The organism is Pelagibacterium lentulum (assembly GCF_003992625.1).
Classification (GTDB): Bacteria; Pseudomonadota; Alphaproteobacteria; order Rhizobiales; family Devosiaceae; genus Pelagibacterium; species Pelagibacterium lentulum.
Genome location: NZ_RZMW01000041.1, coordinates 279,616 through 304,221, shown reverse-complemented (window position 1 = coordinate 304,221; position 24,606 = coordinate 279,616). Strand labels below are relative to the sequence as shown.

Sequence of the window (24,606 nt, the reverse complement as noted above, 5' to 3'; positions counted from 1 at the left end):
CACGCAAATGCTCCTGATAACGGTGGCACTGACGCCGCGTCCGGCCAAACAGTTGAAGGTGCATCATGACAAGACAAGCCGCCATTCCCTGCATCCTCATGCGCGGGGGCACCTCCAAAGGCCCCTATTTCGTGACCACCGATCTGCCCGGCGACGAAAAACGGCGCGACGCGATACTTCTGGCAGCAATGGGTTCGCCCGACGCCCGCCAGATCGATGGCATTGGCGGTGCCGATACGCTGACATCCAAGGTGGCCATGGTGTCACCGTCAACGCGCGATGGCGTCGATGTCGACTATCTGTTTGCCCAGGTTTCAGTGACCGAGGCTCTCGTCGACACTTCGCCCTCCTGCGGCAATATCCTTGCAGGCGTTGGGCCCTTTGCTATCGAGCGCGCCATGGTGCGGCCACAAGACGGGGAAACGACCGTTGTCATCTACAATATCAATACCAAGAGCCGCATCGAGGCTGTCGTTAAAACCGATGCCCAGGGTGTCATTTACGACGGTGGCACAGCCATTGCGGGCGTACCCGGAACCGCGGCCCCGGTAAGGCTCAATTTCATGGATATCGTCGGCTCAAAGACCGGAAAGCTCTTGCCGACCGGCAATCTGGTCGACGAGATCAATGGCGTTCCTGTTACACTGATCGACGTCGCCGTGCCCATGATGATTTTCAAGGCCGCCGATCTGGGTAAGACCGGCTATGAAAGTCCAGCCGAACTTGATGCCGATACCGAGTTTTTTGCCCGCATGGAAGCCATGCGCAAGATTGCGGGCGAGCGCATGGGGCTTGGCGACGTCACAGGCAAGGTCGTGCCCAAGGCTGCAATGCTCTCCACTCCTCAAGGCGAGGGCCATATTTCCGCGCGCTATTTCGTGCCCCACAAGACCCATGCGGCCTTTGCCGTTACCGGTGGCTTGTGCGTTTCCACCTGCGCCATGCTCGAAGGTTCGGTTTCCGACGGTCTGGCAAAGCGTCCGGAAGGTGATGACCGGCTGGTTCTGATCGAACATCCGTCTGGGCTGCTCGACATTGCGCTCAAGACAAAGGGCGGTGGAGCGGCACTGGAAGTTGAAAGTGGCGGCGCAATCCGCACCGCCCGCAAATTGATGTCTGGCGAGGTCTATGTTCCCGCCAGCATACTCGAATAAGGCGTTAGGGTCGCATGAAACTGCTTGTGCTTGCCGGTGATGGCATCGGGCCTGAAATCATGGCCTCGAGCCTGCATGTGCTTGAAACGGTGGATAAAAAGCTCGACCTTGGATTGCAATTTACCCATCGCGATGTTGGCCTCAAGGCAATCGCGGCGCAGGGCACGAGCCTGCCTGGCGATATTTTGCCGCTGGCGTGGGAAATGGACGGGACCCTGCTTGGCCCCATGTCCAACATGCAATATCCCCCGCGCGATCAAGGCGGGGTCAATTTCTCTGCCGCCTTCCGCATCGGTCTTGATCTTTATGCCAATGTGCGTCCGGCGCGCACCCGACAGGGTCTGCCCCATAGGGGAACAGAGATGGATTTGGTGATCATGCGCGAAAATACCGAAGGCATGTACCCGGATCGAAACATGGTTTCAGGCCCTGCCGAATTCATGCCCGTCGATGGCGTTGCCATTTCCATGCGCAAGATCACACAAAAGGCCTGCGAGCGGATTGCGCGCAGATCCTTTGAACTGGCGCGTAAGCGCAGTGGCAAGGTCACTGCGGTCCATAAGGCCAATGCCTTTCAGATGACCGATGGGTTGTTTCTGAACACTGTCCGCGCGGTGGCCAAAGATTTTCCCGATGTCGCTTTGGACGATGTCCTTATCGACGCCATGGCCGCGCTTTTGGTCCGTGATGCCTCGCGTTATGACGTAATCTGCACCACCAACTTTTATGGCGATACGCTGTCCGATCTGGCCTCTGAGCTTTCAGGAAGTCTTGGGCTTGCCGGTTCGCTCAATGCCGGGGACGATCACGCCGCCGCTCAGGCCCAGCACGGCTCGGCTCCCGATATTGCAGGGCAAGACAAAGCCAATCCGATCTCCATGATCCTGTCCTGCGCCATGCTGCTCGATTGGCATGGGCAAAGAACAGGCGCGGAAAAATTTGTTCGGGCAGCGGAACTGATCGAAGCAACGATCGACAAGGCTCTGGAAAATCCGCAAACTCGAACAGCCGACCTTGGCGGAACGCTGGGCACCAGCGCCTTTACCAAGGCTATTATTGAACGGCTCTAGCCTCTGTGTACCGGACGGGCTGCCACAAGAATGCCGTCGGCATCGGCGTAAAGATAGTGCCCGGGCACAAAGCTTGCCTTGCCAAAGACCAGATCGACGTCGCGCGCGCCAGTCTTGTTCTTGGCACTCTTTTTGGGCGATGTGGCCAGTGCATAGATCGCAAAGTCCATCGCATTGATATCGGCACAATCGCGTATCGCGCCGTTGATAACGATTCCTGCCCAGCCATTGGACTGGCCCAGTGCCGCGATCTGGTCGCCGACAAGCGCGCATCGGGTCGACGCACCGCCATCGATTACAAGAACCCGGCCATTTCCCGGTTCCTCCAGCGTTGCCCGGATCAGGGCATTGTCTTCAAAGCATTTGATGGTGACGATCTCGCCGTCAAAACCATCCGCACGGCCGTACTTGACAAGCGGATAGTCGCAAAAGCTCAAGTCAGCGTCATAAAGATCGACAAGGTCTGCAGTTTTGTGAAGGGTCAAGGCTTTCTCTCCCGGTAAAACGATCAGGACTTATTTCGGTGCGGCAAAAACTCTGATTGGTTCACCTTTTTGCCAGGCGATGATGTTTTCGACCATGTCGCGATGGAAAAATGCGTAGGCTTCCTCGGTAACATAGCCAAGATGCGGGCTGAGCACGCAATTGGGCGCCGCGCGCAAGGGGTGATCCTGCGGCAAGGGCTCGATATCGAAGACATCGAGTCCGGCGCGAATATGGCCCTTGTTCAAAGCCTCCAGCAGCGCTGCCTCATCGATCAGCGGGCCGCGCGAGGTGTTGACGAGGATCGCGCCCGATTTCATCTGCGCAATCTCCGAAGTTCCAACAATATGGCGTGAACGCTCCGATAGGACGAGGTGTAGCGAAACGACATCGGACTGTTTGAAAAGCGTATCCTTGTCGACCCGCTGCGCGCCACATTCGGCGGCGCGTTCGTCGGTGAGGTTCTGGCTCCAGGCAATAACATTCATCTCGAAGGCCCTGGCGATTTTGGCCATGCGGCCGCCGAGTTTGCCCAGGCCGACTATGCCGATGGTCTTGCCGCCAAGCATGGTGCCGATGGTCTGCTGCCAAAGCCCGAAGCGCACGCGCTCGTACTCTTGGGGAATGTGACGCGCGCAGGCAAGGATCAGGCCCCATGCCATCTCCGGTGTCGCAAACTTGGAATCGCCGGGATAGGTATGGCAGACCGTAATGCCCTTGGCGGCGGCGTGATCGGTATCGATCACCCGTATCCGCGCGCCGGTAAAGATGATGAGCTTGAGATCGGGCAACCGGTCGATGAGAGATGCGGGAAGCGCCATACGCTCGCGCATCATGCAGATGACGTCGAATCTGGCGAGCGCCTTTGCCGCTTCATCCTCGGTTGCAAGATTCTCGTTAAAGACTGTGACCTCAGCCGCCAGGCCGAGCTGGGACCAATCGGCCAGCGACAGGGCAACGTTCTGGTAATCGTCGAGAATGGCGACCTTGAGGGTCATCTTGCCTCCTTAAAGAAACTCTGCCGGGTCCGACTTTGCTGTACGCATATTTATTGCTCCGGGTTTTGCCCGATGATTGGAACGCCTCCCTGACAGTTTGCAATTGACTGCTCAATGGGCGTTTTGTTGTTTTCCCGCCCAGAGCGGAACCAATATGGGTAACAGGAACAGCACAAGCACCACCCTGAACAGATGATGCAGGCTGACAAAGGCCGCATCGAGCCCAAGGGCCAGAGAAACAAGGCTCATTTCCGGCAACCCGCCGGGCACCAGCGCCATAAGACCGGTCGCAAAGGGAATGCCGAGCCAGACCTCGAAACCGAACGCGAAAATCACCGCCACAAGCAGGTTGATGATCGTCAGCCCGCCCCCGACCATCAGCCCCTGAAGGATATGGCGCCATGAGGTGTTGGAAAAGAACTGGGCAACCGAGGTGCCGATAACGATCTGGGCAGCGATCAGCACAAGTTGGGGCGGATGCACGTCCGTCAATCCGGTATAATGGACGATGGCTGAGAGAAGGAGCGGTCCGGTCAGATGCGCGGCAGGCAGCCTGATCTTGCGGCCCCCATAGATGCCGACCACAAGGCAAGCGGTAAGGATCACAAAATCGAGGATCGGCATGCGGATGGTAAAATCGATCGAGCGGTCGATTGTAACCGGCCCCGTGCCACCATTGCCGATCCAGACCACGACCACGGGCACGATGATCAGGATGACAACCAGCCGCATCCCGTGAACCAGTGAGAGCGACCGCACATCGGCACCATAAGAAGGCGCAATGGAAAGAACTTCGCTCAAGCCTCCCGGCACCGAAGAAAAGGCTGCGGTGGCGCGATCCTGCTTGCCAAGCCAGGTGCAAACAAAAAGGCCAATGACTGTGACAATGGCGCAGTAAATAGCAACACCGGTCAACGAAAAGGCCCATTCCCCGGCCCGGCCAAGCAGTTCTGGTGTAAATGTGCCGCCCGCCATCAGGCCGATAACCCCGATCATTACAGAGCGAAGGCTCCACGAGATCGGCATTTTCGCCCCTGCCATTGCAAAGGGAATGGTGGCCAGCATGGCCCCCACCAGCCAGCCCAATGGAAAATTGAAAACATAACCGACCAAGCCGCCCGCGGCGCCGATGAGGAGTGTGCGTAGCAAATAGAAAAAGGTCTTTGGCATGGTCTGGGCGTTCTCCGCGTTTTGCGGGCCTTTCGGCGGTGTTTGTGTTTTCAAGCCCGGCTTTAACCTTAGCGGTCAGTATTGGCCTGCCACAATTGCCAAGCCACGAGTGGGGCTTCGCGAGCCACGAATGCGCTTGAACACAATTACGGCTTAATGTATGCAATTGGATACAAATCAGGATCGATAGATGAAAGTGTCGGGGAAACGGAACGAAATACCGCATGGCGAAGACGCTTATCAGCGCCTGATCGGGGAAATTCGCTCCGGCGCTCTCAAGCCCGGCGACCGTTTGCTGGAAATCGACCTTGCCGACCGGCTTGGTATTTCACGTACCCCGGTGCGTGAAGCCATCAGGCGCCTTGAAGCGGATGGGCTGGTCGTCCACGTTCCGCGGGCCGGTGCTGCCGTCCGCGATCTGGATTATTCGGAAGTTGCCGAGCTTTACGAAATGCGTGTCGTTCTGGAAGCGATGGCTGCACGGCTGGCTGCGCGCACCGCATCGGACATCGAGCTTGGGGAAATGGCGGCAATCAACGATGCGATGATCGCGGCACAAGGCGACGGCGCCGAACTTTATGAATTGAACCGGCAGTTCCATAGGGTGATCTTTGATGCCGCGCGCAACCGCTATCTCACCCATTCCATGCGGGCCCTGCAAAAAACCATGCTGCTGCTTGGTCCTTCAACGATGGAGGAAACCGGACGTGCCGCGGAAGCGGTGAGTGAACATGCTCAATTGCTCAAGGCACTGAACGGTCGCGATGAAGCGCGTGCCGAAGCGGCCATGCGAACCCACATGATAGCGGCGCATCGTTCGCGTTTGCGCCAATGGCGGCAAAGGCCGCACGAATTAGGAGAGGAATGAGCATGGGCACGCCTGCCTCACTGGCCAGCCTCAAGTCCATTGAATGGGATATTGTCATTGTCGGCGGCGGCAATGCGGCGCTTTGCGCGGCGATAGAAGCGCGCGAAGCCGGAGCGCGCGTGCTTTTGCTCGAACGCGCGCCAAAACCCTATCGTGGCGGCAATTCCCGTCACACGCGAAATTTCCGCTGCATGCATCAAGGCCCAATGTCGGTTCTGACGGACGCTTATGAGGAAGAGGAATATTTCCACGATCTGATGCTGGTGACCAAGGGCAATACCGACGAACCTCTTGCGCGCATGGCGATCAGGACTTCGGAAAGCTGCCTGCCCTGGATGGAACGCAATGGCGTCCGTTTCCAGCCATCGCTATCGGGCACGCTTTCACTTTCGCGCACCAATGCCTTTTTCCTTGGCGGCGGCAAGGCGCTGGTCAACGCCTATTACAACCGGGCCCAAGATCTTGGTGTCACGGTCGTTTATGAGGCCGAAGTCACCCACATCAATATCGAGGGCGACAGCTTCAATTCTGTGCAGGTCAAGCGCGACGACGAAGAAGCGGAAATTTCTGGCAAGGCGGTGGTTCTGGCCTCGGGTGGCTTTCAGGCCGATATCGAATGGCTGGCCCGTGCCTGGGGTCCGGCGGCCCGCAACTTTCTCATTCGTGGCACGCCCTATAACCGCGGTGAAGTTTTGCGCGACATGCTCGATTCCGGCGCGTTGAGCGTTGGCGATCCGACCCAGTGTCACGCCGTTGCAATCGACGGACGTGCGCCCAAATTCGACGGCGGCATTGTGACCAGGCTCGATTGCGTACCGTTCTCGGTCGTGGTCAATAAAGATGGCGAGCGCTTTTACAATGAAGGCGAAGATGTTTGGCCCAAGCGCTACGCGATCTGGGGAAGGCTGGTCGCCGCCCAGCCCGATCAGGTTGCCTATGCGATTATCGATGCCAAGAGCGCCAATCTTTTCATGCCCTCCGTCTTTCCTGCCGAAAAAGCCAACATAATTGCCGAGCTTGCGGCAAAGATGGGCCTGCCAGCCGGAAAGGTTGAAGAAACAATCTCCCGGTTCAATGCAGCCTGCAAGCCGGGCGCCTTTCATCCAACCGAACTGGACGGTCTTGCAACCAAGGGCATTGAGCCTGCCAAGACAAACTGGGCACGGCCCATCGATACGCCGCCCTTTTATGGCTATTCGCTCAGGCCGGGCGTCACCTTTACCTATCTGGGACTCAAGGTCGATCAAACAGCCAGGGTAAGCAACAACGCCGGGCTCTATCGCAACATCTGGGCTGCGGGAGAAATCATGGCCGGCTCCATTCTCGGGCAGGGCTATCTCGCCGGGTTCGGCATGACCATCGGAACCGTATTCGGACGCACCGCAGGCAGGGAGGCCGCAGCTTATGTCAATTGATGTCTTGGGCCCGCTTGTCGGCCGCCAGAGTCAAGGCCCAACGGCTAGCGCCGCGATAGACGAAGCGCGGCGTCAGCTCGAAATCTGCAATGCCTGCCGCTATTGCGAAGGCTATTGTTCGGTCTTTCCGGCCATGACCCTGCATCGGGCTTTTGACGATGGCGAGGTCACTCAGCTTGCCAATCTGTGTCACAATTGCCGCGGGTGTTATTACGCTTGCCAATATACCGAACCCCATGAATTCGATCTCAATCTGCCGCGAGCGCTCGCCGAAGTGCGTGTGGAAAGCTGGGAGCGGTTTATCTGGCCAAATGGACTTGCAGCTCTGTTTCAGAGAAGCGGCATGGCTCTGGCCGGGGCGCTTTTTGGCGCCATCGCCTTCATGCTGGCACTCGCCTATGGGCTGCGACCCGAAAGCGGTGAAGGCTTTTACGCCGTCATTTCCCACACCGTCATGGCAACGCTCTTTACCGTTGCCAGCATCCTGCCCTTGATCGTGATTGGCATCGGGGTCTGGAGCTATTGGCGCGCCGTGGGCGGAGAACGGGTAAAGCTCAAGCATCTGCATGACGCGCTGATCGATGCCGGGCGGCTCAAGAACCTTTCGGGCGGCGCCGCGGACGGCTGCAACTATGAGAAGGAGGATCGCTACACGATGGCGCGGCGCTGGTCGCATCAGGCTGTCATGTGGGGTTTTCTCATGTGTTTTGCCGCAACTGTTTCAGGGACTGTGCTTCATTATGGTTTTGGCATGGAAGCGCCGTATGGCCCATTCTCGCTGCCCAAGCTTTTCGGCGTGCCCGGCGGTATTTTGATGACGATTGGCGGTGTGGGGCTTATTGCGCTCAAGCTCAGGGCGGAAAAGTCGCTCGGGGCACCCGCAGTCTGGGGCGGGGAAATGGCCTTTGTCGTATTGCTGACCGCAACTGCTCTCACCGGGTTGGCGCTTTATTGGGCCACAGGAACAGGTGCTGTAAGGCCGCTTTTGATCGTTCATCTTGGGACGGTGCTCGCCCTTTATCTGACCTTGCCCTATACAAAGATGGTTCATATCCCCTTCCGGCTGGCCGCGCTCGTGCGCGACGCCCAGACCAAGCGGGCATAAAACCAGAGACGCTGGAAAGGTCGCGGTGAGGATGATAAGACCTCATCGATCACCCTGACCGGAGGCCTCAATCTTGGATTTACCAGACCGCGCGAACGATAAGGGCGAACTGGTCGCAACGCTTGCCAGCATGGCTGGCAACGGCACGATTGTGGTGGCGCTGGCCGGTCCACCGGGCGTCGGAAAATCGACACTGGCCCAGGAGCTTTGCGATGCGCTTAACGTGCAGGGGCATGCAAGCAAGGTCCTGCCCATGGACGGGTTTCACCTTGACGATCATCTGCTGGAGAAACGCGGCTGGCGCGAGCAGAAGGGCGCTGCCCATACGTTCGATGTTCTTGGCCTGAAGCACCTGCTTGAGCGCATAAGATCGAACACGGAGGCGGAAATCTACTATCCGGTTTTCGACCGGAAGAGTGAAATCTCCCGCGCAGCCGCTGGCGTCATTTCCGCCGACGACAAGGTCATTCTGGTTGAAGGCAATTACCTGCTTCTCGATCGGCCCCATTGGCGGGAGATGAAGTCGCTTTTCGATCTTTCTGTCATGGTTTCCGCGCCGCTTGACGTCTTGCGTGCGCGGCTTACGCGGCGCTGGCAGGGGCTGGGCCTTTCAGGGGAACCGATGCGCCATAAGATTGAAGACAACGATCTCGCCAATGCACGACTCATAATCGAGCAAAGCCTGCCCGCCGACGTCGCCATTGAGAATTAGAGCCTGTCCAGCAAAAGCATGCCGTCGGACTCGATCCGGGGTGGAAACGGTTTTGCGGTTCGGACATGCGACAAAACTAAAACGTAGAGTCGAGGTTTTGCTTCCATCAAAACCAGCGCGGCTCTAGACGACTTCCTTGAACAGCACTTCGCGGTCCAGCGTGAAGTTGGAAATCAGCGGCAGACAGGCCCCGCCAAGTGCGCGGGCATCGCCGCCCAGCTGACCGGGAACGATTGCCGGAGGCACCAGTCCTTGCCGGTCGAACTTGTCCAAGGCCTTTGTTGTTTTTTCAACGATCCTGTCGCGGGTACTGGCAGGAAATCCCCCATCGATGATAATGGCCTCAAAATCGATGATGGCCGTCGCCGACAAGATCACAATGGCAAGGCTTTCGGCAACTTCATCGAGCCAGGTCTCGAGAACCGGACCGATCGCATCCCAGTCGTTGCCCTCGTTCCAGAGCATGCCGGGGTCCAACCCGGCTTCGCCCATCCGCTCAGCGAGCACATAAAGCGAGGCATGGCGCAAAATCTGCTCATATCCCTCGCCCGAAGCGGATCGGACTGGCATGGGTGCAATGGCCCCCGCATAGCCGCTTCGGCCCGGAAACAGCGAACCGTTGAGCACAACCCCGCCGCCAAGAAACGAGCCAACAAAAATATAGAGAAAATCGAGGAAATGAGACTGGTTGCCGAGCAACAATTCAGCGGCACACGCGGCAGTGGCGTCATTGTAAAAATAAACCGGCAAATGGGTATGACGCGCTGCCTCGGCACGCAGATCGATTTCCCGCCAGGCTGCCAGAACCTCCTTCGGTGCCCCGATCTGCTTTTCCCAGTTCCAAAGTTCAAAGGGTGAGGCGATCCCGATGCCTGCCAGCCGCTCGCGCTGCCGGTCATCCAGCACCGCTCCCAAGGTTTCAATGCCGTCCCTCATGAAGGCGAAAACCGCTTGTGGATCGGGGTAGGGATAGGGCTGATGCAACTTGCCTTTAACTTCACCCACCAGGTTTACCAGGATCATGTCCACGCTGCGGCGTCCGATCTTGAGCCCGAACGATAACGCACCATCGGCGGCCAGCGCATAAGGAACGGACGGCTGGCCGATCTTGCCCCGCTGTGGAGCCTGCCGTTCAAGCAGCCCATCCTTTTCCAGACTATTGGCAATGATCGAGATCGTTTGCGGAGAAAGGCCGGTCAACCTGGCGATCTCGGCCTTGGGCAAGGCGCCCTTACGACGGATAAGCGAAAGCACAAGGCGTTCGTTATAAAGGCGGACACCGGCCTGATTGGTGCCGCGCCGCAAATCGGAATATTCGCCGGCCGCGCGAAAGGCCCTGTCGCTACGTGTTCCGGCATCACTCACCTGACTGCTCTCCCTTTTTTCGGCCGATATCAAAGGCTCGCGTTGCTGTGCCATCTCCCAATGGCAGTGACAACCATTTCATCGCAAAGCCGGAGAAGGGTCAATAAATAAATCCATTGGATTAAGTTATTGACAAGCCGGTAACGGTCATGCTTTTTCTCACGCTGAGAGGGCTGTCGCGGGGAGAAGCGCAGCCGCTTTCAGAACATGTACCGGGGACGCAAAGCCGTTCCCCGCTCGGGAGGAGATATCATGAAAAAGTGCCTTTTGGCGTCCGCCTGCGGCGCCGTCATTGCCGGTCTTGTGGCCACTGGTCCGGCCACAGCACAGGATTCAATCCTGGCGTGTCTGATCACAAAGACCGATACCAATCCCTTCTTTGTGAAAATGAAGGAAGGTGCCGAACGGACTGCAATCGAGCTGGGCGTGGAACTGCGCTCATACGCAGGGCGCATCGATGGCGACCACGAAAGCCAGGTTCAGGCGATCGAATCGTGTATTGCCGACAATGCCGATGGTATCCTGATCACCGCCTCCGATACCTCAAGCATCGTATCCTCAGTGCGCCAGGCGCGGGAAGCGGGCATCCTTGTTATTGCACTCGACACCCCGCTCGATCCGCTCGATGCCGCGGATGCGACATTTGCCACGGACAATTTTCTTGCTGGTGAACTGATCGGTCGGTGGGCTGCAGCAACCCTTGGCGCGGAAGCCGAAAATGCCCGTATCGCCTTTCTCAATCTGACCCCTGCCCAGCCCACCGTCGATGTTCTGCGCAACCAGGGCTTCATGAGCGGCTTTGGCATCGATATTGGCGATCCCAACGTGATCGGCGACGAAGATGATCCGCGTATTGTCGGGCATGACGTGACCAATGGCAACGAGGAAGGTGGCCGCACGGCCATGGAAAACCTGCTTCAGCGCGATCCTATGATCAACGTGGTGCATACGATCAACGAACCGGCTGCGGCCGGTGCTTATGAAGCGCTTCGGGCCGTCGGCCGTGAAAACGATGTGCTGATCGTTTCGGTCGATGGCGGTTGCCCAGGCGTACAGAATGTCATCGACGGAGCAATCGGCGCGACCTCTCAGCAATATCCTCTTCAAATGGCCGCGCTCGGCATTGAGGCAATTGCGGCTTTTGCCAATGATGGCACCTTGCCCGAGCCGACAGAAGGAAAGGATTTCTTCGATACCGGCGTTCAGCTCGTAACCGACGCGCCAGTCGATGGGGTCCCATCAATCGATACCGCTGAAGGCATGGATTTGTGCTGGGGCTGATAGGCCAGAGCACGTTCCAGTTATCAGATGGCAGCCGGGGAGCATTGCGCCTCCCGGTTTGCCGTTAGCCTAGCCAAGGAGCTTCCCGTGAGCAGCACCGATAACCCGACCGGCAATTTCGAGAGCGCCGCCGCAAATGGCAGTGCTGAGGTCGCCCAGTTCGATGAGCCCAGCCGCTCGTTTGTCAAATCTGTGCAATATGCCCTGCATGTTCATCCGGCGCTGATCCCGCTCATTATTCTTGTTCTTTCCGTTGCCGGATTCGGCCTTGTTCTGGGGCAGCGCTTCTTTTCGCCCTTCGCCCTGACACTTATTTTGCAGCAGGTTGCAATTGTCGGGATCGTTGCAGCTGCCCAAACATTGGTGATTCTGACCAAGGGTATCGATCTCTCGGTCGGCGCGATCATGGTGCTCAGTTCGGTGATCATGGGCCAGTTCACCTTTCGCTATGGCTTTCCGCCCGAAATTGCCATTCTGTGCGGCTTTGCCGTTGGCGGGCTTTGCGGCTTGATCAGCGGCGTTCTTGTGGCAGTGGTAAAATTGCCGCCCTTTATCGTAACGCTGGGCATGTGGCAGATCGTTCTGGCTTCAAATTTCCTGTATTCACGCAACGAAACGATCCGGGCCCAAGATATCGAGGCCAATGCGCCGATACTGCAGTTCTTCGGCGAAAGCATCCGGTTTGGCGGCGCGGTCTTGACCTATGGCGTCATCGCCATGGTGCTGCTTGTTGCTGTATTGTCTTACCTTCTTAACAACACCGCTTGGGGCAGGCACGTTTATGCCGTCGGCGACGATGCAGAGGCCGCCGAGCTTGCCGGTGTTCGCGTTAAGCGCACGCTGATCTCGGTCTATGTCGTCGGCGGCCTTATCTGCGCGCTGGCAGGATGGGTTTTGATCGGGCGCATCGGTTCGGTTTCTCCCACGGCCGGACAGTTCACAAATATCGAATCGATTACTGCGGTTGTGATTGGCGGCATTTCGCTGTTTGGCGGGCGCGGTTCGGTCATGGGTGCACTATTCGGGGCGCTGATCGTTGGCGTGTTCGGACTTGGCCTGCGCTTGATGGGCACCGATCCGCAATGGACCTATCTGCTGATCGGCGTCCTCATCATTGGCGCGGTTGCGCTAGACCAGTGGATTCGGAGGGTATCGGCATGAGTGAGAAATTCGTTTTGCAGGCAAAAGGGCTGGTCAAGCGCTTTGGCCGCGTCGTGGCCCTCGATCACGCCGACTTCGAATTGCGTGCCGGAGAGATCCTTGCGGTAATTGGTGACAATGGCGCCGGAAAATCGACTCTGATCAAATCGCTATCGGGCGCCATGGCGCCCGATGAAGGCGAAATCCTGCTCGAAGGCGAAAAGGTGCATTTCTCATCACCAATGGCGGCGCGAAATGCCGGGATCGAAACGGTTTATCAGAATCTTGCACTTTCTCCGGCGCTGTCGATTGCCGACAATATGTTCATGGGACGGGAAATCCGCCGCCCCGGGCTTCTGGGCAAAGCGTTCCGCATGCTTGACAAAAAGGCCATGGATGGGGTCGCGCGCAGGAAACTGAGCGAACTGGGACTGATGACCATCCAGAACATCCGCCAGCCGGTCGAAACGCTTTCGGGCGGCCAACGTCAGGGGGTCGCTGTCGCGCGTGCGGCCGCGTTCGGTTCTCGCGTTGTCATTCTCGACGAGCCGACGGCTGCGCTGGGGGTAAAGGAATCGCGCAAGGTCCTCGATCTGATCCTGGGGTTGCGAGCGAAGGGCTTGCCGGTCGTGCTGATCAGCCACAACATGCCCCATGTGTTTGAAATTGCTGACCGGATTCATATTCATCGCTTGGGCCGGCGTATCGCCTTGATCAACCCTAAGGACCATTCAATGTCCGATGCGGTCGCCATAATGACTGGGGCAATGGCCCCACCACAATCTCAAGCGGCGTGAAAAAGGGGCGGTCAGGTCGGGCCGTCCTTTCTCAATCGCCGGAAACCTAGCCGAACCAGCGGTGACGCTGCTCGTAATGGGATTGGCTCACCAGATAACCAATGCCAAAGCCGATAAGCCCGGCAAGGCCCAACGCGGTGGTGGCTGCCATCGGTGCCTTGCGGGCAGCTTTTGCAACAACGACCGCTTCGTCCTGCACATGCTGGGCAGCACGCTGAGCATTCTTGGTGGCGCCATGGATCAGATTGTCGGCCTCGTCACGCAAGTCTTCGATATCGAGGCCATGGTCGGACAGCGATTTGTTGATATTGGCGATCTGGCTGCGCAATTCGCGCAGTTGCTTGTCCATAGCGTCATGCATTTCGGTGGTCAGTGAATTGGAAGCCACTGTTCTTTCTCCATTGTCGTAACCATGAGGAAAGTAACGCGGGGCGCCACAGAGCGTTCCAAAAAACCGTGGCCATTGCATTTGCCGTATCAGCCTCTAAGTTTTCATCCATGACAACATTATCGCCGCCGCATATCAGTCCGCACACAAAGCCGCTTTCGATGCTGCAGTCGCTACGGGCGGCCAAACGCAATGTGCTCGAGCTCATTCCGGCCATCGCCTACCGTCAGCCGATTGTGTCGGGCAATCTCGGCGCCAGGTGGCACATGGTGCAGGATCCGGCCGCCCTCAAGCGTATCTTCTTGGACAATCTCGAGAATTATCCAAAATCTGAAGTGATGTTGCGTATGCTGCGTCCGGTTGTGGGCACGTCCCTTTTCACCTCGGAAGGCGCACAATGGCGATGGCAACGCCGTGCCGTTGCTCCGGTTTTCGCCCAGCGCAACATTGCCGCTCTGGCGCCGTTGATGAGCGCGACCGCCGAGCGGAGTTGCCAAAGGCTCGCTGAAAGCGGCGAGACAGCCGAGATCGTCTCTGAAATGTTGTCGGCGACATTTGACGTAATCTGCGAGGTGGCGCTTTCAGGGCGCGAGCATTTCGACGCTGAGGAATATGGCGCGGCGATCATCACCTATTTTGAAACCGCGGGCAAAGCATCCCTGCTCGACTTCCTGCGCGTGCCCCATTGGATACCGCGACCGGGTGAGCTTTTGGGCATGGGCGCGGTGTCAACAATGCACAAGATGGTGGCGCGCGCCATCGAAGCGCGGCGACAGAAAGACAGCGGAAACGCCAGGGATCTGCTCGATTACATGATCGCCGCTCGCGATCAGGAGACCGGCAAGGCCATGACCTCTCGCGACCTGCTGCACAACATGCAGTTTTTCATCGTTGCAGGCCATGAAACAACGGCCCTTGCGCTCTCCTGGGCATTGCTGCTTCTGGCGCTCGATCCCGACCGCCAGACGCGGGCACGATCGGAAGTCCAGGCTGCAATTGGGCAAGGGCCGGCGCGCGAAGAACAATTGACCTCAATGCCCTATATCGAGGCCATACTTGATGAATCCATGCGGCTTTATCCGCCCGTAGGCATGCTGGCACGCGAGGTGCGCGGCCGTGATGAACTGTGTGGGCGCGAGATAAACGCCGGAGATGTGGTGTTCCTGCCCTTTTATGCCCTGCATCGGCACGATCTGCTTTGGGAAGAACCGCACGCCTTTCGGCCCGAACGGTTTCTGCCGGAAAATAGCGAAGGCCGTGATCGCTATGCCTATCTGCCCTTCGGCGCAGGGCCGCGGGTCTGCATCGGTGCCAATTTTGCTGTCATGCAGGCAAGAATAATCCTGGCATCGGTTTTGGCGCGCTTCCGGTTCGAGCCCGTTGGGGATCGACTGCCCAATCCCACGATGGCCATGACCGTGCGGCCCGATACGGGCATAAAACTCAAGGTGACGGCACTTTGATCCGGGGCCAGACCGGGCCTGGCTGGAGCCGGTTTATGCACTAGTCACCAATGGGAACGCGTCGATGACCGATATCGTGATTACATCCATAAGGAGAAGCGCTGCCAAGGGTCGGGCTTTTTGCATTCGGTGCATTGCGCTTCGGCCGCCAATGCCCAATCTTGATTGCCGTAATGCGCGGAGGAGAGCGCCAGGCCATGACGCAGACCATAAAGACGGGAAAGCCGCCGACGTCCGATGACGTGGCGCTGCTGGCTGGCGTATCGCGCTCGGCGGTATCCCGTACATTCACGCCCGGTGCCAGTGTATCGCCCAAGACACGGGAGAAAGTGCTCGAGGCCGCCAAGACCTTGGGTTATCGGGTCAATTTTCTTGCGCGCAGCCTTTCGCAAAGCCGCACCAATCTGATCGGCCTTGTCGTTTCGGATATGGATAATTCTTTCCGCAGCCGGCTTGTCGATCAACTGGCGCGCAAGCTTGTTGCCCTGGATTATCGCCCCTTTATGCTGCCTTCCAGTCCTGGCGACGATGTGAGCCATCTCGTCGATATGATGCTGCACTACAAGGTATCGGGCGCCATCATCACCTCAGATACCTCGCCCAGTGAAATTGTCGAAGAATGCGCGGCCTATGGTGTGCCGCTCGTGCTTGTCAACAAACAGCAAATGTCCGGCAATGTCGCCAATGTCTCGCTCGATTGTGTCAAGGCCGGTCAACTCGCAGCACAGGCGCTAAAAAATGCCGGATGCCGCACTGTCGCCATCGCAAGCCAGAGGCGCCCCTCATACTCAATCGATAAGCGCAAGTGCGTTTTCATGGAGGTGTGCTGGCAATTGGGATTGGAACTTGTCGGTGAATTTCAGGGTGCGGCACAGAACTATGCCGGTGGTGTAGAAGCCGCAACGGCATTGCTGACGTCTGGCCTGCACGCCGATGGCATCTTTTGCGTAAACGATTATCTTGCCCTGGGTTTCCTCGATCACATTCGGTTCCGTGGCGGTTGGCGGATACCCGATGATGCCTGTGTTGTGGGATGCGACGACATCGATGAAGCCGCTTGGCTCAGTTACGATCTCACGACAATCCGCCAGGACGCAGCAGCGATTGCCCAGGCATCGGTTCAGGCACTTCTTGAGCGCATTGAAAGACCGCGCAAAAAGGCCTCATGCGTTACCATTGGTGCAACTCTGATCGAACGCCGTTCCACGCGAGCATCGTAAAACCAACGCCGAAAGACACAATGATCAAACCCATATCCAACAAAGGGATTGCCGAACGGCTCGTGGCCGCCAAAGAGACGGCGCGTAACGCGGGCACTCTGGCACTCGATTATTTCGCGCGCTACCAGACCCTGGACATCGACTACAAGACCAGTCGTCAGGATGCCGTGACGATCGCTGACCAAGCGGTGGAAACACACATTCGGAACGCGATCTTTTCTGTGTTTCCCGAGGATGGGATCATTGGCGAAGAGCACGGTGTCGTGCCGGGATCATCGGGCTATGACTGGATCATCGATCCGATCGATGGCACGGCGGCGTTCCTGCATGGCCTGTCAAGCTGGAGCGTTGTGATTGCGCTGCTTGAAAACGGCAAGCCGGTGGCTGGGCTGGTTTATGAAGCCTGCGCCGATCGTCTTTACTGGGCCGAGGCTGGAGGCGGAGCCTATTGCAACGAAAACCGGCTTGTAATCCCGCCCACTGCGTTCGACGCCGGATTGACCGTGATCGCTGCAAGCCGGCCCGAGCATGCCGATCATACCGGCTCGATAATTGCGCAGCTTTTGAAACAGGGCGGCGCCTTTATGCGATCCGGTTCGGCCGCGCTCGCGCTCGCCCATGTCGGTGCGGGCCATTATGTCGGCTTTTATGAGCCCAGGTTGAGCGCCTGGGATTGTCTTGCCGGGCTGTTGATTGTGAGCGAGGCTGGCGGCGATTGCGATGACTGGCTTGCCCTTGGCGCCATCTCAAACCGTCATCCCTGCCTTGCCGGCAATAAAGTCGTCGCTCCGATTTTAAGGACAATAATTGCCAAGGCGCCAGGGATAAACGGCGCCTAATAGTGCTTCTCGGTGCCAGGTGGATGGCCGTGGGCGGCAAGGGCTATCTGCATTTCGCGTGGGGTCGTGCCGTATCCGGCGCGGAAATGCTCATAGAACTGGCTCAGCGAGGTGAAGCCGGATTCGAAAGCCACATTGGCAATTGAGATATTGCCCTCAAACAATAGCGAGCGGGCGCGTATCAGCCGCATACGAATAACGAATTTCTGCACCGAGATGCCCATGACCGATGTGAACAGATTGAGCGCGTAGTTGGGATGCAGGCCAACGACCTTGGCGATTTCCTTGCTCGACAGGGGCTCTGAAAGGTGTTCAAGGACATATTTGACCATCGCCACAACGTAGCGCAGGGGCGAAGCCGAACGTGTTGCTGGCGTAATACTTTCGATCCAGGGTTCAAGAATTACATCCCAACCCACCAAAGCCGTTCGGCGCAGCATATTGGCTATTTCCGAGCGCAGGATATCGGTGCGTTCAGCGTCCCCACTCCGGTAGTCGCCGTACCAGCGTTCGAGCAGCGCCTTGTCGACAGCATCGACCGGCAGAGCGATAATGCCTCCGCCCATCATGATTTCAGTCAGCTCGCCCAGATTGGTCATATAAAGAAACGCATCGAGCGGCAGGTAAATGTTGCACTGCCGCGCATCGCTCGCGCAGGTCTTTAACGAAACCGTCTTGTGCGGCACCCCGGCCCAGAACATCACGAGCCTGTTGGCAGGGATCGAAACAGGTCGCCCATCGATAATGTAATCCATACCCCCATCGGTAAGCCAATTGAACTCGATATGGCCGTGCCAGTGTTCTGCATCCATGAGTTGGGGGGCAAACCAGCGTACACCAAAGCGCCCGAAGGCGCGGGTATGGGCGTAAAATCTCCGGTCGGGGCGCGGCACCGGCTTACTCGCCTTTTGCGGTGTTTTCGTCGGTGTTTGTGCTGCCATCGGCAAGGCAAGCCTTTCTTTAGAACCCGGAATAGGTGTTTAGAAAAGTGGATTGCGCGGACAATTGCAAGCACTACCATTCAATCCATTGCGGTGAAGGCGGGTAGGAGGCTCGTCTCGCGCGCAGATTATACGTCTTTTTGGGAGGAAACATGCGCAAGGTGCTATTTGCTCTTGGCGGTGCCAGTCTTCTGCTCGGCATATCCGCCATTGCGGTCAAGGCCCAGGCCGTTGAACCGACAACGCCGCCAGATCCGCCGGAGTTTGCCGCGCAAAGCGAGCCGGTTTTCGTAGGCATCTCCGATATTTTCGAGTATCGGGCACTCGATCAATATGCCGAACCCCAATGGGTCACGGAAAATTTTGTCGACACGGGGCGTTTGCCACCGGTTGCAGAGCGTTTGCCAGCTGAGCCACTGGTCTACAAGTCTGCGAACATGCCCGATGGCATTGGCGAATATGGCGATGTAATGCGGCACGTCATCGGCGGTCGCCCTGAAGGTTGGAACTATTTTGCCGGTCAGTCCCAGGGATGGGGGGGTATCGATATCGGCCTGTTTGAATGTCTCACGCGCACTGGGCCACTTTTTATGGTTCGCGCGGAAGAGTTGGAGCCGCTTCCCAATCTTGCAAGGAGTTGGGAATGGTCCGAGGACGGGCATGAACTGACAATGCATCTGATTGAAGGTGCCAAATGGTCAGACGGACATCCGTTCACCTCAGACGATGTTATGTTCTTTTGGCAAGATCATGTGCTCGACCCCAATGTCAGCCCGCTTAACGGTGCAACACCGGAAAGCTTTGGTGACGGCACAACCCTTGAAGCGCTTGACGATTACACGATCAAGTGGACCTTCACCGAGTCATTCCCGACCCAATATCTCTATCAGATGGCGTACGGCACATTCTGCCCCGGCCCGGCACATATTTTGCGCCCCGAGCATCCGAGCTATTCGGATAATACTTACAATGAATACGTGAACGCCTTCCCAGCCGAATTCATGAGCTTCCCCGTGATGGGAGCATGGGTTCCGGTCGAATACAGGCCGGACGACATCATCGTCATGCGCCGCAATCCCTACTATTGGAAAGTGGATGAGGACGGCAATCAGCTGCCCTATCTTGACGAACTATATTACAGGCTTTCAAGCTGGGCGGATCGTGACGTCCAGGCGGTTGCCGGTTCGGGCGACTTTTCAAACCTTGAGCAGCCCGAAAGTTATGTCGAAGCCCTTCAGCGGGCGGCTTCCGACGACGCTCCGGCACGCTTGCAGTTCGGTGCCCGAACGATCGGCTATTCACTGCAGATGAACATGTCTGGCAACGGCTGGGGCGAGCCTGACGAGCGCGCGCAGGCGGTTCGAGAGCTCAATCGCGAGTTGGATTTCCGCAAGGCCGTCTCTATGGCAATTGATCGTCAGCGTCTTGGCGATGCGTTGGTGCGTGGTCCGTTCACAGCCATTTATCCGGGCGGACTTTTCGCTGGCACGACCTATTACGACAAGGAGTCGACCGCCTATTACGGTTATGATCTGGAGGCCGCAAACCAGCTTCTCGACGGACTTGGCCTGATCGATACCGACGGTGATGGCATTCGCAATTTCCCCGAAGGCGTTGCCGGTGGCCAGAATGTTGAAATTACCGTTCTCGCCAATACCGATTACAACACCGACCGCAGTCTTGCGGACGGCATCAATGCGATGATGGAAGAAATTGGTATTCGTGCCATCGTCAATCTTCAGCAGGGCAATACCCGAGACTCCCTGCGGCAGGCCGGTCAGTTCGATTGGAGCGTCTGGCGTGAAGGATCGGAAATGGTCTCCGTGGTGCAGGGAACCGTTGGGTTGGCGCCGACCGGACCCAGAGTGCACGATTTCCATCGCGCCAATGAAGCCGGTGAGCTTGACCTTTTGCCCTTCGAGCAGGAACTGGTCGATATCGTCAACGCCTTTATTGCAACGCCCGACCTGGATGAGCGTGCCGAACTGATGCGCGACTATCAGCGGGTCTTTACCGAAAATGTCTATTCGGTGGGGCTCACCCAGTATCCCGGCGCTTTGATCATAAACAAGCGGTTCAAGAACATCCCCGAAGGCACGCCGATCTTCCTTTATAACTGGGCTGAGGACAGCGTGATCCGCGAGCGGCTGTTCGTGCCCGTGGACGATCAGCCCGGCCATGAGTTGCATCCGCAGACGTTGCCGGGTGAGCCTGGCGGCTCCGGACCGATTTCCTGATCGGAAGCTGCAAATTGAGTGCGGGCGGCTGCAATGGCTCCGCCCGCACCACAAAAAAGGGTAACTGAGAATGGCCAGATTTCTGTTCTTCCGGATTCTTGGAGCGATACCGATCCTTTTGCTCTTGAGCATGGTGACCTTCGCCATCATTGAAGCCAAACCTGGCGATTATGGCGATCATATCCGCTCAATGCTGATCAATCAGGGTGGCGCTACGGCTGAGCAGGCCGAGGCACAGGCTGCGGCCTATCGCGAAGCTCACGGGCTGAACGATCCGATGGTCGTGCGATATGGTCGCTGGATTCATGGCATCGTTACGCGGTTCGATTTCGGCCACTCGCTCTATTACAATCGTCCGGTGGGTAACGTGATTGCCGAAAGGTTGCCGCCGACCATTGCGCTCGCCCTGACCTGTCATATCCTGGCGTCGATTTTCGGCATCACGCTGGGCATCATCGCTGCGACCCGGCAATATTCCTGGGTCGATACAATGCTCGGTTTTGTATCCTTTCTGGGTATGACCATTCCGCGCTTTCTTCTGGCGCTGGTCATTCTTTACATTCTGGTATTCCGATTAAACGTCTCGGAAGTGGGCATGTTCTTTTCCGCCCAATATGGCGGCGCGCCATGGAGCTGGGACAAGTTTGTCGATCTCTTAAAGCATGTCTGGCCGGTAATTGCCGTCGCGACCTTTGGCGGCCTCGCCTACAACATGCGCGTCATGCGCGGCAATCTTCTCGATGTGCTCAATGCGCAATATATCGAAACAGCACGCGCCAAGGGACTTTCGGAAGGCGCGGTGGTTATGAAGCACGCCGTCCCCAACGCTGCCCATCCTCTGGTCGCCTATCAGGGGGTCGTAATGCCCTATATGCTGACTGGCGAAATCGAAGTCGCCATTGTCTTTGGCCTTGCAACTGTTGGTCCGGCCATTGTCGGCTCCATGGCTGTTGGCGACGTCTGGGTCACAGCCTCGTTCATGCTCGTTCTGGCCGCCACCCTGATCATTGGCAATATTATTGCGGATATTCTTTTGGCGCTGCTTGACCCCCGCATTCGCCTGGGTGGGGAGCAAACGCAATGACCGATCAGACAAATCGCCCTTCTGTTCCATTGCCGGCCGGGCCCAGTGCGGGTGCGGCGCCAACGCCAGCCACCGAGCCTGTGACCGGCACCGTCAATACGGAACCGCGCGACCGCAACGAAAGTTACTTCACGCTCGTCTGGCGACGCTTTCGCCGCTCGACCATGGGCATGATCGGGCTGGTTCTGGTTATCGCGCTGTTTCTGGTCACGATCTTTGCCGATTTCTTTTCGCCCATGAATCCAAGGGCTGCCAATATCCCGTTTGCGCCCCCCGACATGATCAGCTTTACCGATCCGGCAGGAGATTTCAGCTTCGTTCCTCATGTCTATCCAATCGGGGAGACGGGCGAGTTCGACCCGATCACTTTCCAGCCCCTTGTTGGGCCGGTACTGGACGATCCAACCCCGACCGGTTTTTTCGTGCGGGGCTATGAATACCGAATCTTCTGGCTGATCCCGGCTGACATTCACTTTTTCGGCGCCACCGACGGTCGCCCCATCCATCTTCTGGGCACCGATAAGTTCGGTCGCGATATTCTCTCGCGCGGCATTCATGGTGGCCGGATTTCGCTTATGATTGCGCTCGCTGTGGTCACGCTGACCACGACCATCGGAACGCTTGTCGGCATCACCTCGGGCTATATCGGCGGCGCTGTCGATATGTGGGTGCAGCGCTTTGTCGAATTCGTTCTGGCGTTCCCGCAACTGCCGCTCTATCTGGCGCTCACTTCGCTGATCCCGATCACCGCACCTTCAAACGTCTTCATTGCCTTCGTAATCGGGGTTATTGCGGCGATCGGCTGGGCGCAATTGAGCCGTGAAGTGCGCTCGAAAACTCTGGCTCTGGCGCGGGTCGATTACGTGAGGGCCGCGATAGCGGTCGGGTCCGGTGACTTTCGGATCATCACCCGCCATATCCTGCCAAATGTGTTGAGCCACATCATCGTTGCCGTGACCCTCGCCATTCCCTCGATCGTTCTGCTTGAGAGCTTTCTTGGCTTTCTAGGTTTTGCAGTAAAGCCGCCGCTGATTTCCTGGGGTCTGATGTTGCAGGACACCAATACATTTTCGGCAATCGGGTCTTATCCATGGATTCTGTCGCCGGTCATTTTTGTGCTGATCACCGTATTTGCCTTCAACGCGTTGGGCGATGGTCTGCGCGATGCGGTCGATCCCTATTGAGCAAAGGAACACGATAATGGCAGACAATGCTCAAGACCTTGCCCCCCCGGAACGTCACGACCTTGGAAAGCATGGCCGTGAACTGATCCTTGACGCCCGCAATATCGGGGTCGATTTCAAGGTCGAAGGCGGTACGGTCAATGCCGTGCGCGATGTGTCTTTCCAACTCCACAAGGGCGAAACGATTGCACTTGTCGGCGAGTCCGGGTCAGGCAAATCGGTAACGGCGCGCACGCTCATGCGTCTTCTGTCAAAGCGCGCCACGATCCTCCCGCAAACAAGGATCACGCTGTCCGGCAAAAACATCGTCGCCCTCAAGGACGATCAGATGCGCAAGATGCGTGGCAACGACCTTGCGATGATCTTTCAGGAACCCATGAGTTCGCTCAATCCGGTCTATACAATCGGCAAGCAGATTTGCGAGGTTCTGCATCTGCACAACAAGATGTCGCGCAAACAGGCCATGGTTCGCGCGCTCGAGCTTTTGCGCGAAGTGCAGATCCCCGAGCCTGAAGCGCGGCTCAGGCAATATCCTCACCAGCTCTCCGGTGGACAGCGCCAGCGGGTGATGATCGCGATGGCGCTTGCCAATCGGCCCGATGTCCTTATTGCCGACGAACCAACGACCGCGCTCGATGTCACCGTCCAGGCCCAGATCCTTCATCTCATCAAGGAGCTCAAAGACAAGTATGGCATGGCTGTGATCCTGATTACCCATGACCTGACCATCGTTCGGCAGTTTTCCGAATATGTCTATGTGATGCAGAACGGGCGGGTGCAGGAGCACAACGAAACCGAAGCCCTGTTCGCCAATCCGCGCCACCCCTACACCCGTCACCTGCTCGCATCCGAGCCCAAGGGCCATGCCAAACCTATGGATGGAGCAGAGCCAGTCGTACTCGAAGGCAGCAATGTGCGCGTGTCCTTTACGCTCAAGCGTGGCGGCTTCTTCAAGCCGGACTTTTTCGACCTGGTTGCCGTGGACAATCTCGACATCAGGCTCCAGCGCCACGAAACCTTGGGGCTGGTTGGCGAGTCAGGTTCAGGCAAAACGACGTTCGGCCAGGCGCTGATCCGGCTGATTGGCAACCAGGGCGGAGAAATCTTTTTTGACGGCGAGCCGATCCATACGCGCAATCGCCAGCAGATGCGGCCCTTGCGTTCGCGGGTTCAGGTCGTTTTTCAGGACCCCTTTGCCTCGCTCAATCCACGCATGAGCATTCGCCAGATCATCGAGGAAGGGTTGATTGTCAACAATATCGGCGCCAATAGCCGAGAGCGGGTCGAGCGCGTCCGGCAGGCGCTTGTGGACGCGGGCATGCCCGACGGCATCCTCAATCGTTTTCCGCACGAGTTTTCCGGTGGACAGCGCCAACGCATTGCCATTGCCCGCGCAATCGCGCTCGAACCCGAATTCATTCTCCTTGATGAACCCACTTCAGCCCTTGATCTGTCGGTGCAGGCCCAGATCATCGACCTCTTGCGCAAGCTGCAGGATGAAAAGGGCCTGAGTTACCTTTTCATTTCCCACGACCTAAAGGTCGTGCGTGCTCTTTGTCATCGGGTGATGGTCATGCAGTTCGGCAAGATCATCGAGCAAGGACCGGTCGATGAGGTGCTTTCCAACCCCAAAACCGAATACACGGCCCGGCTTGTTCGCGCCGCATTCGAAATTGCCGCCTAATTTTCTGG

22 protein-coding genes are annotated in these 24,606 nt (G+C 57.5%); 16 read left to right on the top strand and 6 right to left on the bottom strand.

Annotated elements, in window-relative coordinates; genetic code table 11:
• The first annotated feature begins 65 nt into the window (after positions 1–65).
• On the top strand, positions 66–1,154 hold the full coding sequence (locus EO133_RS15080; protein ID WP_127073465.1) for a 4-oxalomesaconate tautomerase: 1,089 nt from the start codon (positions 66–68) through the stop codon (positions 1,152–1,154).
• A gap of 14 nt (positions 1,155–1,168) precedes the next feature.
• On the top strand, positions 1,169–2,224 hold the full coding sequence (locus tag EO133_RS15075) for an isocitrate/isopropylmalate dehydrogenase family protein (RefSeq protein ID WP_127073464.1): 1,056 nt from the start codon (positions 1,169–1,171) through the stop codon (positions 2,222–2,224).
• Here the strand turns inward: EO133_RS15075 and rraA are convergent.
• The 3 genes from rraA to EO133_RS15060 all read right to left on the bottom strand — a co-directional run bounded on the left by rraA (position 2,221) and on the right by EO133_RS15060 (position 4,875).
• A complete protein-coding gene (rraA, locus tag EO133_RS15070) occupies positions 2,221–2,709 on the bottom strand; it encodes a ribonuclease E activity regulator RraA (RefSeq protein ID WP_127073463.1) in 489 nt (162 codons plus the stop codon). The genes EO133_RS15075 and rraA overlap by 4 nt on opposite strands.
• Positions 2,710–2,739: 30 nt before the next feature.
• Positions 2,740–3,705, bottom strand: coding sequence for a D-2-hydroxyacid dehydrogenase family protein (locus EO133_RS15065; RefSeq protein WP_127073462.1), 966 nt, complete (start codon positions 3,703–3,705; stop codon positions 2,740–2,742).
• Positions 3,706–3,816: 111 nt separating this feature from the next.
• The gene (locus EO133_RS15060) at positions 3,817–4,875 is read right to left on the bottom strand and encodes an AbrB family transcriptional regulator (RefSeq protein WP_127073461.1); all 1,059 of its coding nucleotides are present in this window, start codon (positions 4,873–4,875) and stop codon (positions 3,817–3,819) included.
• 190 nt (positions 4,876–5,065) lie between these two features.
• Here EO133_RS15060 and EO133_RS15055 point away from each other — a divergent pair, with 190 nt between their 5' ends.
• The 4 genes from EO133_RS15055 (at position 5,066) to EO133_RS15040 (ending at position 8,975) form a co-directional block, all read left to right on the top strand.
• Entirely contained in the window at positions 5,066–5,743 is a 678-nt protein-coding gene (locus EO133_RS15055) for a GntR family transcriptional regulator (protein WP_127073460.1), read from the top strand.
• A gap of 2 nt (positions 5,744–5,745) precedes the next feature.
• On the top strand, positions 5,746–7,158 hold the full coding sequence (gene tcuA, locus EO133_RS15050; protein ID WP_127073459.1) for an FAD-dependent tricarballylate dehydrogenase TcuA: 1,413 nt from the start codon (positions 5,746–5,748) through the stop codon (positions 7,156–7,158).
• A complete protein-coding gene (gene tcuB, locus EO133_RS15045; protein WP_127073458.1) occupies positions 7,148–8,263 on the top strand; it encodes a tricarballylate utilization 4Fe-4S protein TcuB in 1,116 nt (371 codons plus the stop codon). The genes tcuA and tcuB overlap by 11 nt, the downstream gene beginning before the upstream one ends.
• Positions 8,264–8,336: 73 nt before the next feature.
• Entirely contained in the window at positions 8,337–8,975 is a 639-nt protein-coding gene (locus tag EO133_RS15040) for a nucleoside/nucleotide kinase family protein (protein ID WP_244640584.1), read from the top strand.
• 123 nt (positions 8,976–9,098) lie between these two features.
• Here EO133_RS15040 and EO133_RS15035 read toward each other — a convergent pair whose 3' ends face one another.
• Positions 9,099–10,340, bottom strand: a complete 1,242-nt coding sequence (locus tag EO133_RS15035) for an ROK family transcriptional regulator (protein WP_244640586.1) — start codon at positions 10,338–10,340, stop codon at positions 9,099–9,101.
• Between the two features lie 252 nt (positions 10,341–10,592).
• On the opposite strand from EO133_RS15035, the gene EO133_RS15030 reads away from it, so the two are divergent.
• The 3 genes from EO133_RS15030 (at position 10,593) to EO133_RS15020 (ending at position 13,558) form a co-directional block, all read left to right on the top strand.
• On the top strand, positions 10,593–11,621 hold the full coding sequence (locus EO133_RS15030; RefSeq protein ID WP_127073457.1) for a sugar ABC transporter substrate-binding protein: 1,029 nt from the start codon (positions 10,593–10,595) through the stop codon (positions 11,619–11,621).
• A gap of 87 nt (positions 11,622–11,708) precedes the next feature.
• Positions 11,709–12,782 (top strand): ABC transporter permease, encoded by a 1,074-nt coding sequence (locus tag EO133_RS15025; RefSeq protein WP_244640587.1) that lies wholly within the window; start codon positions 11,709–11,711, stop codon positions 12,780–12,782.
• Positions 12,779–13,558: an ATP-binding cassette domain-containing protein gene (locus EO133_RS15020; RefSeq protein WP_127073455.1), complete on the top strand. Its 780-nt coding sequence runs from the start codon at positions 12,779–12,781 to the stop codon at positions 13,556–13,558. The genes EO133_RS15025 and EO133_RS15020 overlap by 4 nt, the downstream gene beginning before the upstream one ends.
• A gap of 46 nt (positions 13,559–13,604) precedes the next feature.
• Here EO133_RS15020 and EO133_RS15015 read toward each other — a convergent pair whose 3' ends face one another.
• On the bottom strand, positions 13,605–13,946 hold the full coding sequence (locus EO133_RS15015; protein ID WP_127073454.1) for a hypothetical protein: 342 nt from the start codon (positions 13,944–13,946) through the stop codon (positions 13,605–13,607).
• Between the two features lie 110 nt (positions 13,947–14,056).
• On the opposite strand from EO133_RS15015, the gene EO133_RS15010 reads away from it, so the two are divergent.
• From EO133_RS15010 to EO133_RS15000, 3 genes are all read left to right on the top strand, one after another.
• Positions 14,057–15,409 carry a cytochrome P450 gene (locus EO133_RS15010; RefSeq protein ID WP_127073453.1) on the top strand — a complete coding sequence of 451 codons (1,353 nt, stop codon included), beginning with the start codon at positions 14,057–14,059 and terminating at the stop codon, positions 15,407–15,409.
• A gap of 197 nt (positions 15,410–15,606) precedes the next feature.
• Positions 15,607–16,629: a LacI family DNA-binding transcriptional regulator gene (locus tag EO133_RS15005; RefSeq protein WP_127073452.1), complete on the top strand. Its 1,023-nt coding sequence runs from the start codon at positions 15,607–15,609 to the stop codon at positions 16,627–16,629.
• 20 nt (positions 16,630–16,649) lie between these two features.
• Positions 16,650–17,468 (top strand): inositol monophosphatase family protein, encoded by an 819-nt coding sequence (locus EO133_RS15000; protein ID WP_164735035.1) that lies wholly within the window; start codon positions 16,650–16,652, stop codon positions 17,466–17,468.
• On the opposite strand, the gene EO133_RS14995 is transcribed toward EO133_RS15000, so the two are convergent.
• Entirely contained in the window at positions 17,465–18,409 is a 945-nt protein-coding gene (locus EO133_RS14995) for a helix-turn-helix domain-containing protein (protein ID WP_127073450.1), read from the bottom strand. The genes EO133_RS15000 and EO133_RS14995 overlap by 4 nt on opposite strands.
• Before the next feature lie 152 nt (positions 18,410–18,561).
• Here EO133_RS14995 and EO133_RS14990 point away from each other — a divergent pair, with 152 nt between their 5' ends.
• The 4 genes from EO133_RS14990 to EO133_RS14975 all read left to right on the top strand — a co-directional run bounded on the left by EO133_RS14990 (position 18,562) and on the right by EO133_RS14975 (position 24,598).
• The gene (locus tag EO133_RS14990; RefSeq protein ID WP_127073449.1) at positions 18,562–20,646 is read left to right on the top strand and encodes an ABC transporter substrate-binding protein; all 2,085 of its coding nucleotides are present in this window, start codon (positions 18,562–18,564) and stop codon (positions 20,644–20,646) included.
• A 70-nt stretch (positions 20,647–20,716) separates the two neighbouring features.
• The gene (locus EO133_RS14985; protein ID WP_127073448.1) at positions 20,717–21,730 is read left to right on the top strand and encodes an ABC transporter permease; all 1,014 of its coding nucleotides are present in this window, start codon (positions 20,717–20,719) and stop codon (positions 21,728–21,730) included.
• Positions 21,727–22,914, top strand: a complete 1,188-nt coding sequence (locus tag EO133_RS14980; RefSeq protein ID WP_127073447.1) for an ABC transporter permease — start codon at positions 21,727–21,729, stop codon at positions 22,912–22,914. Before EO133_RS14985 ends, EO133_RS14980 begins: the two co-directional genes overlap by 4 nt.
• 16 nt (positions 22,915–22,930) lie before the next feature.
• Positions 22,931–24,598, top strand: coding sequence for an ABC transporter ATP-binding protein (locus EO133_RS14975; RefSeq protein ID WP_127073446.1), 1,668 nt, complete (start codon positions 22,931–22,933; stop codon positions 24,596–24,598).
• Positions 24,599–24,606 lie beyond the last annotated feature (8 nt).

Excerpts from the sequence above, each read along its gene's own strand:
- EO133_RS15000 (WP_164735035.1), top strand. The coding sequence starts at position 16,650 with ATGATCAAACCCATATCCAACAAAGGGATTGCCGAACGGCTCGTGGCC.
- EO133_RS15010 (WP_127073453.1), top strand. The coding sequence starts at position 14,057 with ATGACAACATTATCGCCGCCGCATATCAGTCCGCACACAAAGCCGCTT.
- EO133_RS15030 (WP_127073457.1), top strand. The coding sequence starts at position 10,593 with ATGAAAAAGTGCCTTTTGGCGTCCGCCTGCGGCGCCGTCATTGCCGGT.
- EO133_RS15075 (WP_127073464.1), top strand. The coding sequence starts at position 1,169 with ATGAAACTGCTTGTGCTTGCCGGTGATGGCATCGGGCCTGAAATCATG.
- EO133_RS15080 (WP_127073465.1), top strand. The coding sequence starts at position 66 with ATGACAAGACAAGCCGCCATTCCCTGCATCCTCATGCGCGGGGGCACC.
- EO133_RS14985 (WP_127073448.1), top strand. The coding sequence starts at position 20,717 with ATGGCCAGATTTCTGTTCTTCCGGATTCTTGGAGCGATACCGATCCTT.
- tcuA (WP_127073459.1), top strand. The coding sequence starts at position 5,746 with ATGGGCACGCCTGCCTCACTGGCCAGCCTCAAGTCCATTGAATGGGAT.
- tcuB (WP_127073458.1), top strand. The coding sequence starts at position 7,148 with ATGTCAATTGATGTCTTGGGCCCGCTTGTCGGCCGCCAGAGTCAAGGC.
- EO133_RS15055 (WP_127073460.1), top strand. The coding sequence starts at position 5,066 with ATGAAAGTGTCGGGGAAACGGAACGAAATACCGCATGGCGAAGACGCT.
- EO133_RS14980 (WP_127073447.1), top strand. The coding sequence starts at position 21,727 with ATGACCGATCAGACAAATCGCCCTTCTGTTCCATTGCCGGCCGGGCCC.
- EO133_RS15065 (WP_127073462.1), bottom strand. The coding sequence starts at position 3,705 with ATGACCCTCAAGGTCGCCATTCTCGACGATTACCAGAACGTTGCCCTG.
- EO133_RS14990 (WP_127073449.1), top strand. The coding sequence starts at position 18,562 with ATGCGCAAGGTGCTATTTGCTCTTGGCGGTGCCAGTCTTCTGCTCGGC.
- EO133_RS14975 (WP_127073446.1), top strand. The coding sequence starts at position 22,931 with ATGGCAGACAATGCTCAAGACCTTGCCCCCCCGGAACGTCACGACCTT.
- EO133_RS15020 (WP_127073455.1), top strand. The coding sequence starts at position 12,779 with ATGAGTGAGAAATTCGTTTTGCAGGCAAAAGGGCTGGTCAAGCGCTTT.
- EO133_RS14995 (WP_127073450.1), bottom strand. The coding sequence starts at position 18,409 with ATGGCAGCACAAACACCGACGAAAACACCGCAAAAGGCGAGTAAGCCG.
- EO133_RS15005 (WP_127073452.1), top strand. The coding sequence starts at position 15,607 with ATGACGCAGACCATAAAGACGGGAAAGCCGCCGACGTCCGATGACGTG.
- EO133_RS15060 (WP_127073461.1), bottom strand. The coding sequence starts at position 4,875 with ATGCCAAAGACCTTTTTCTATTTGCTACGCACACTCCTCATCGGCGCC.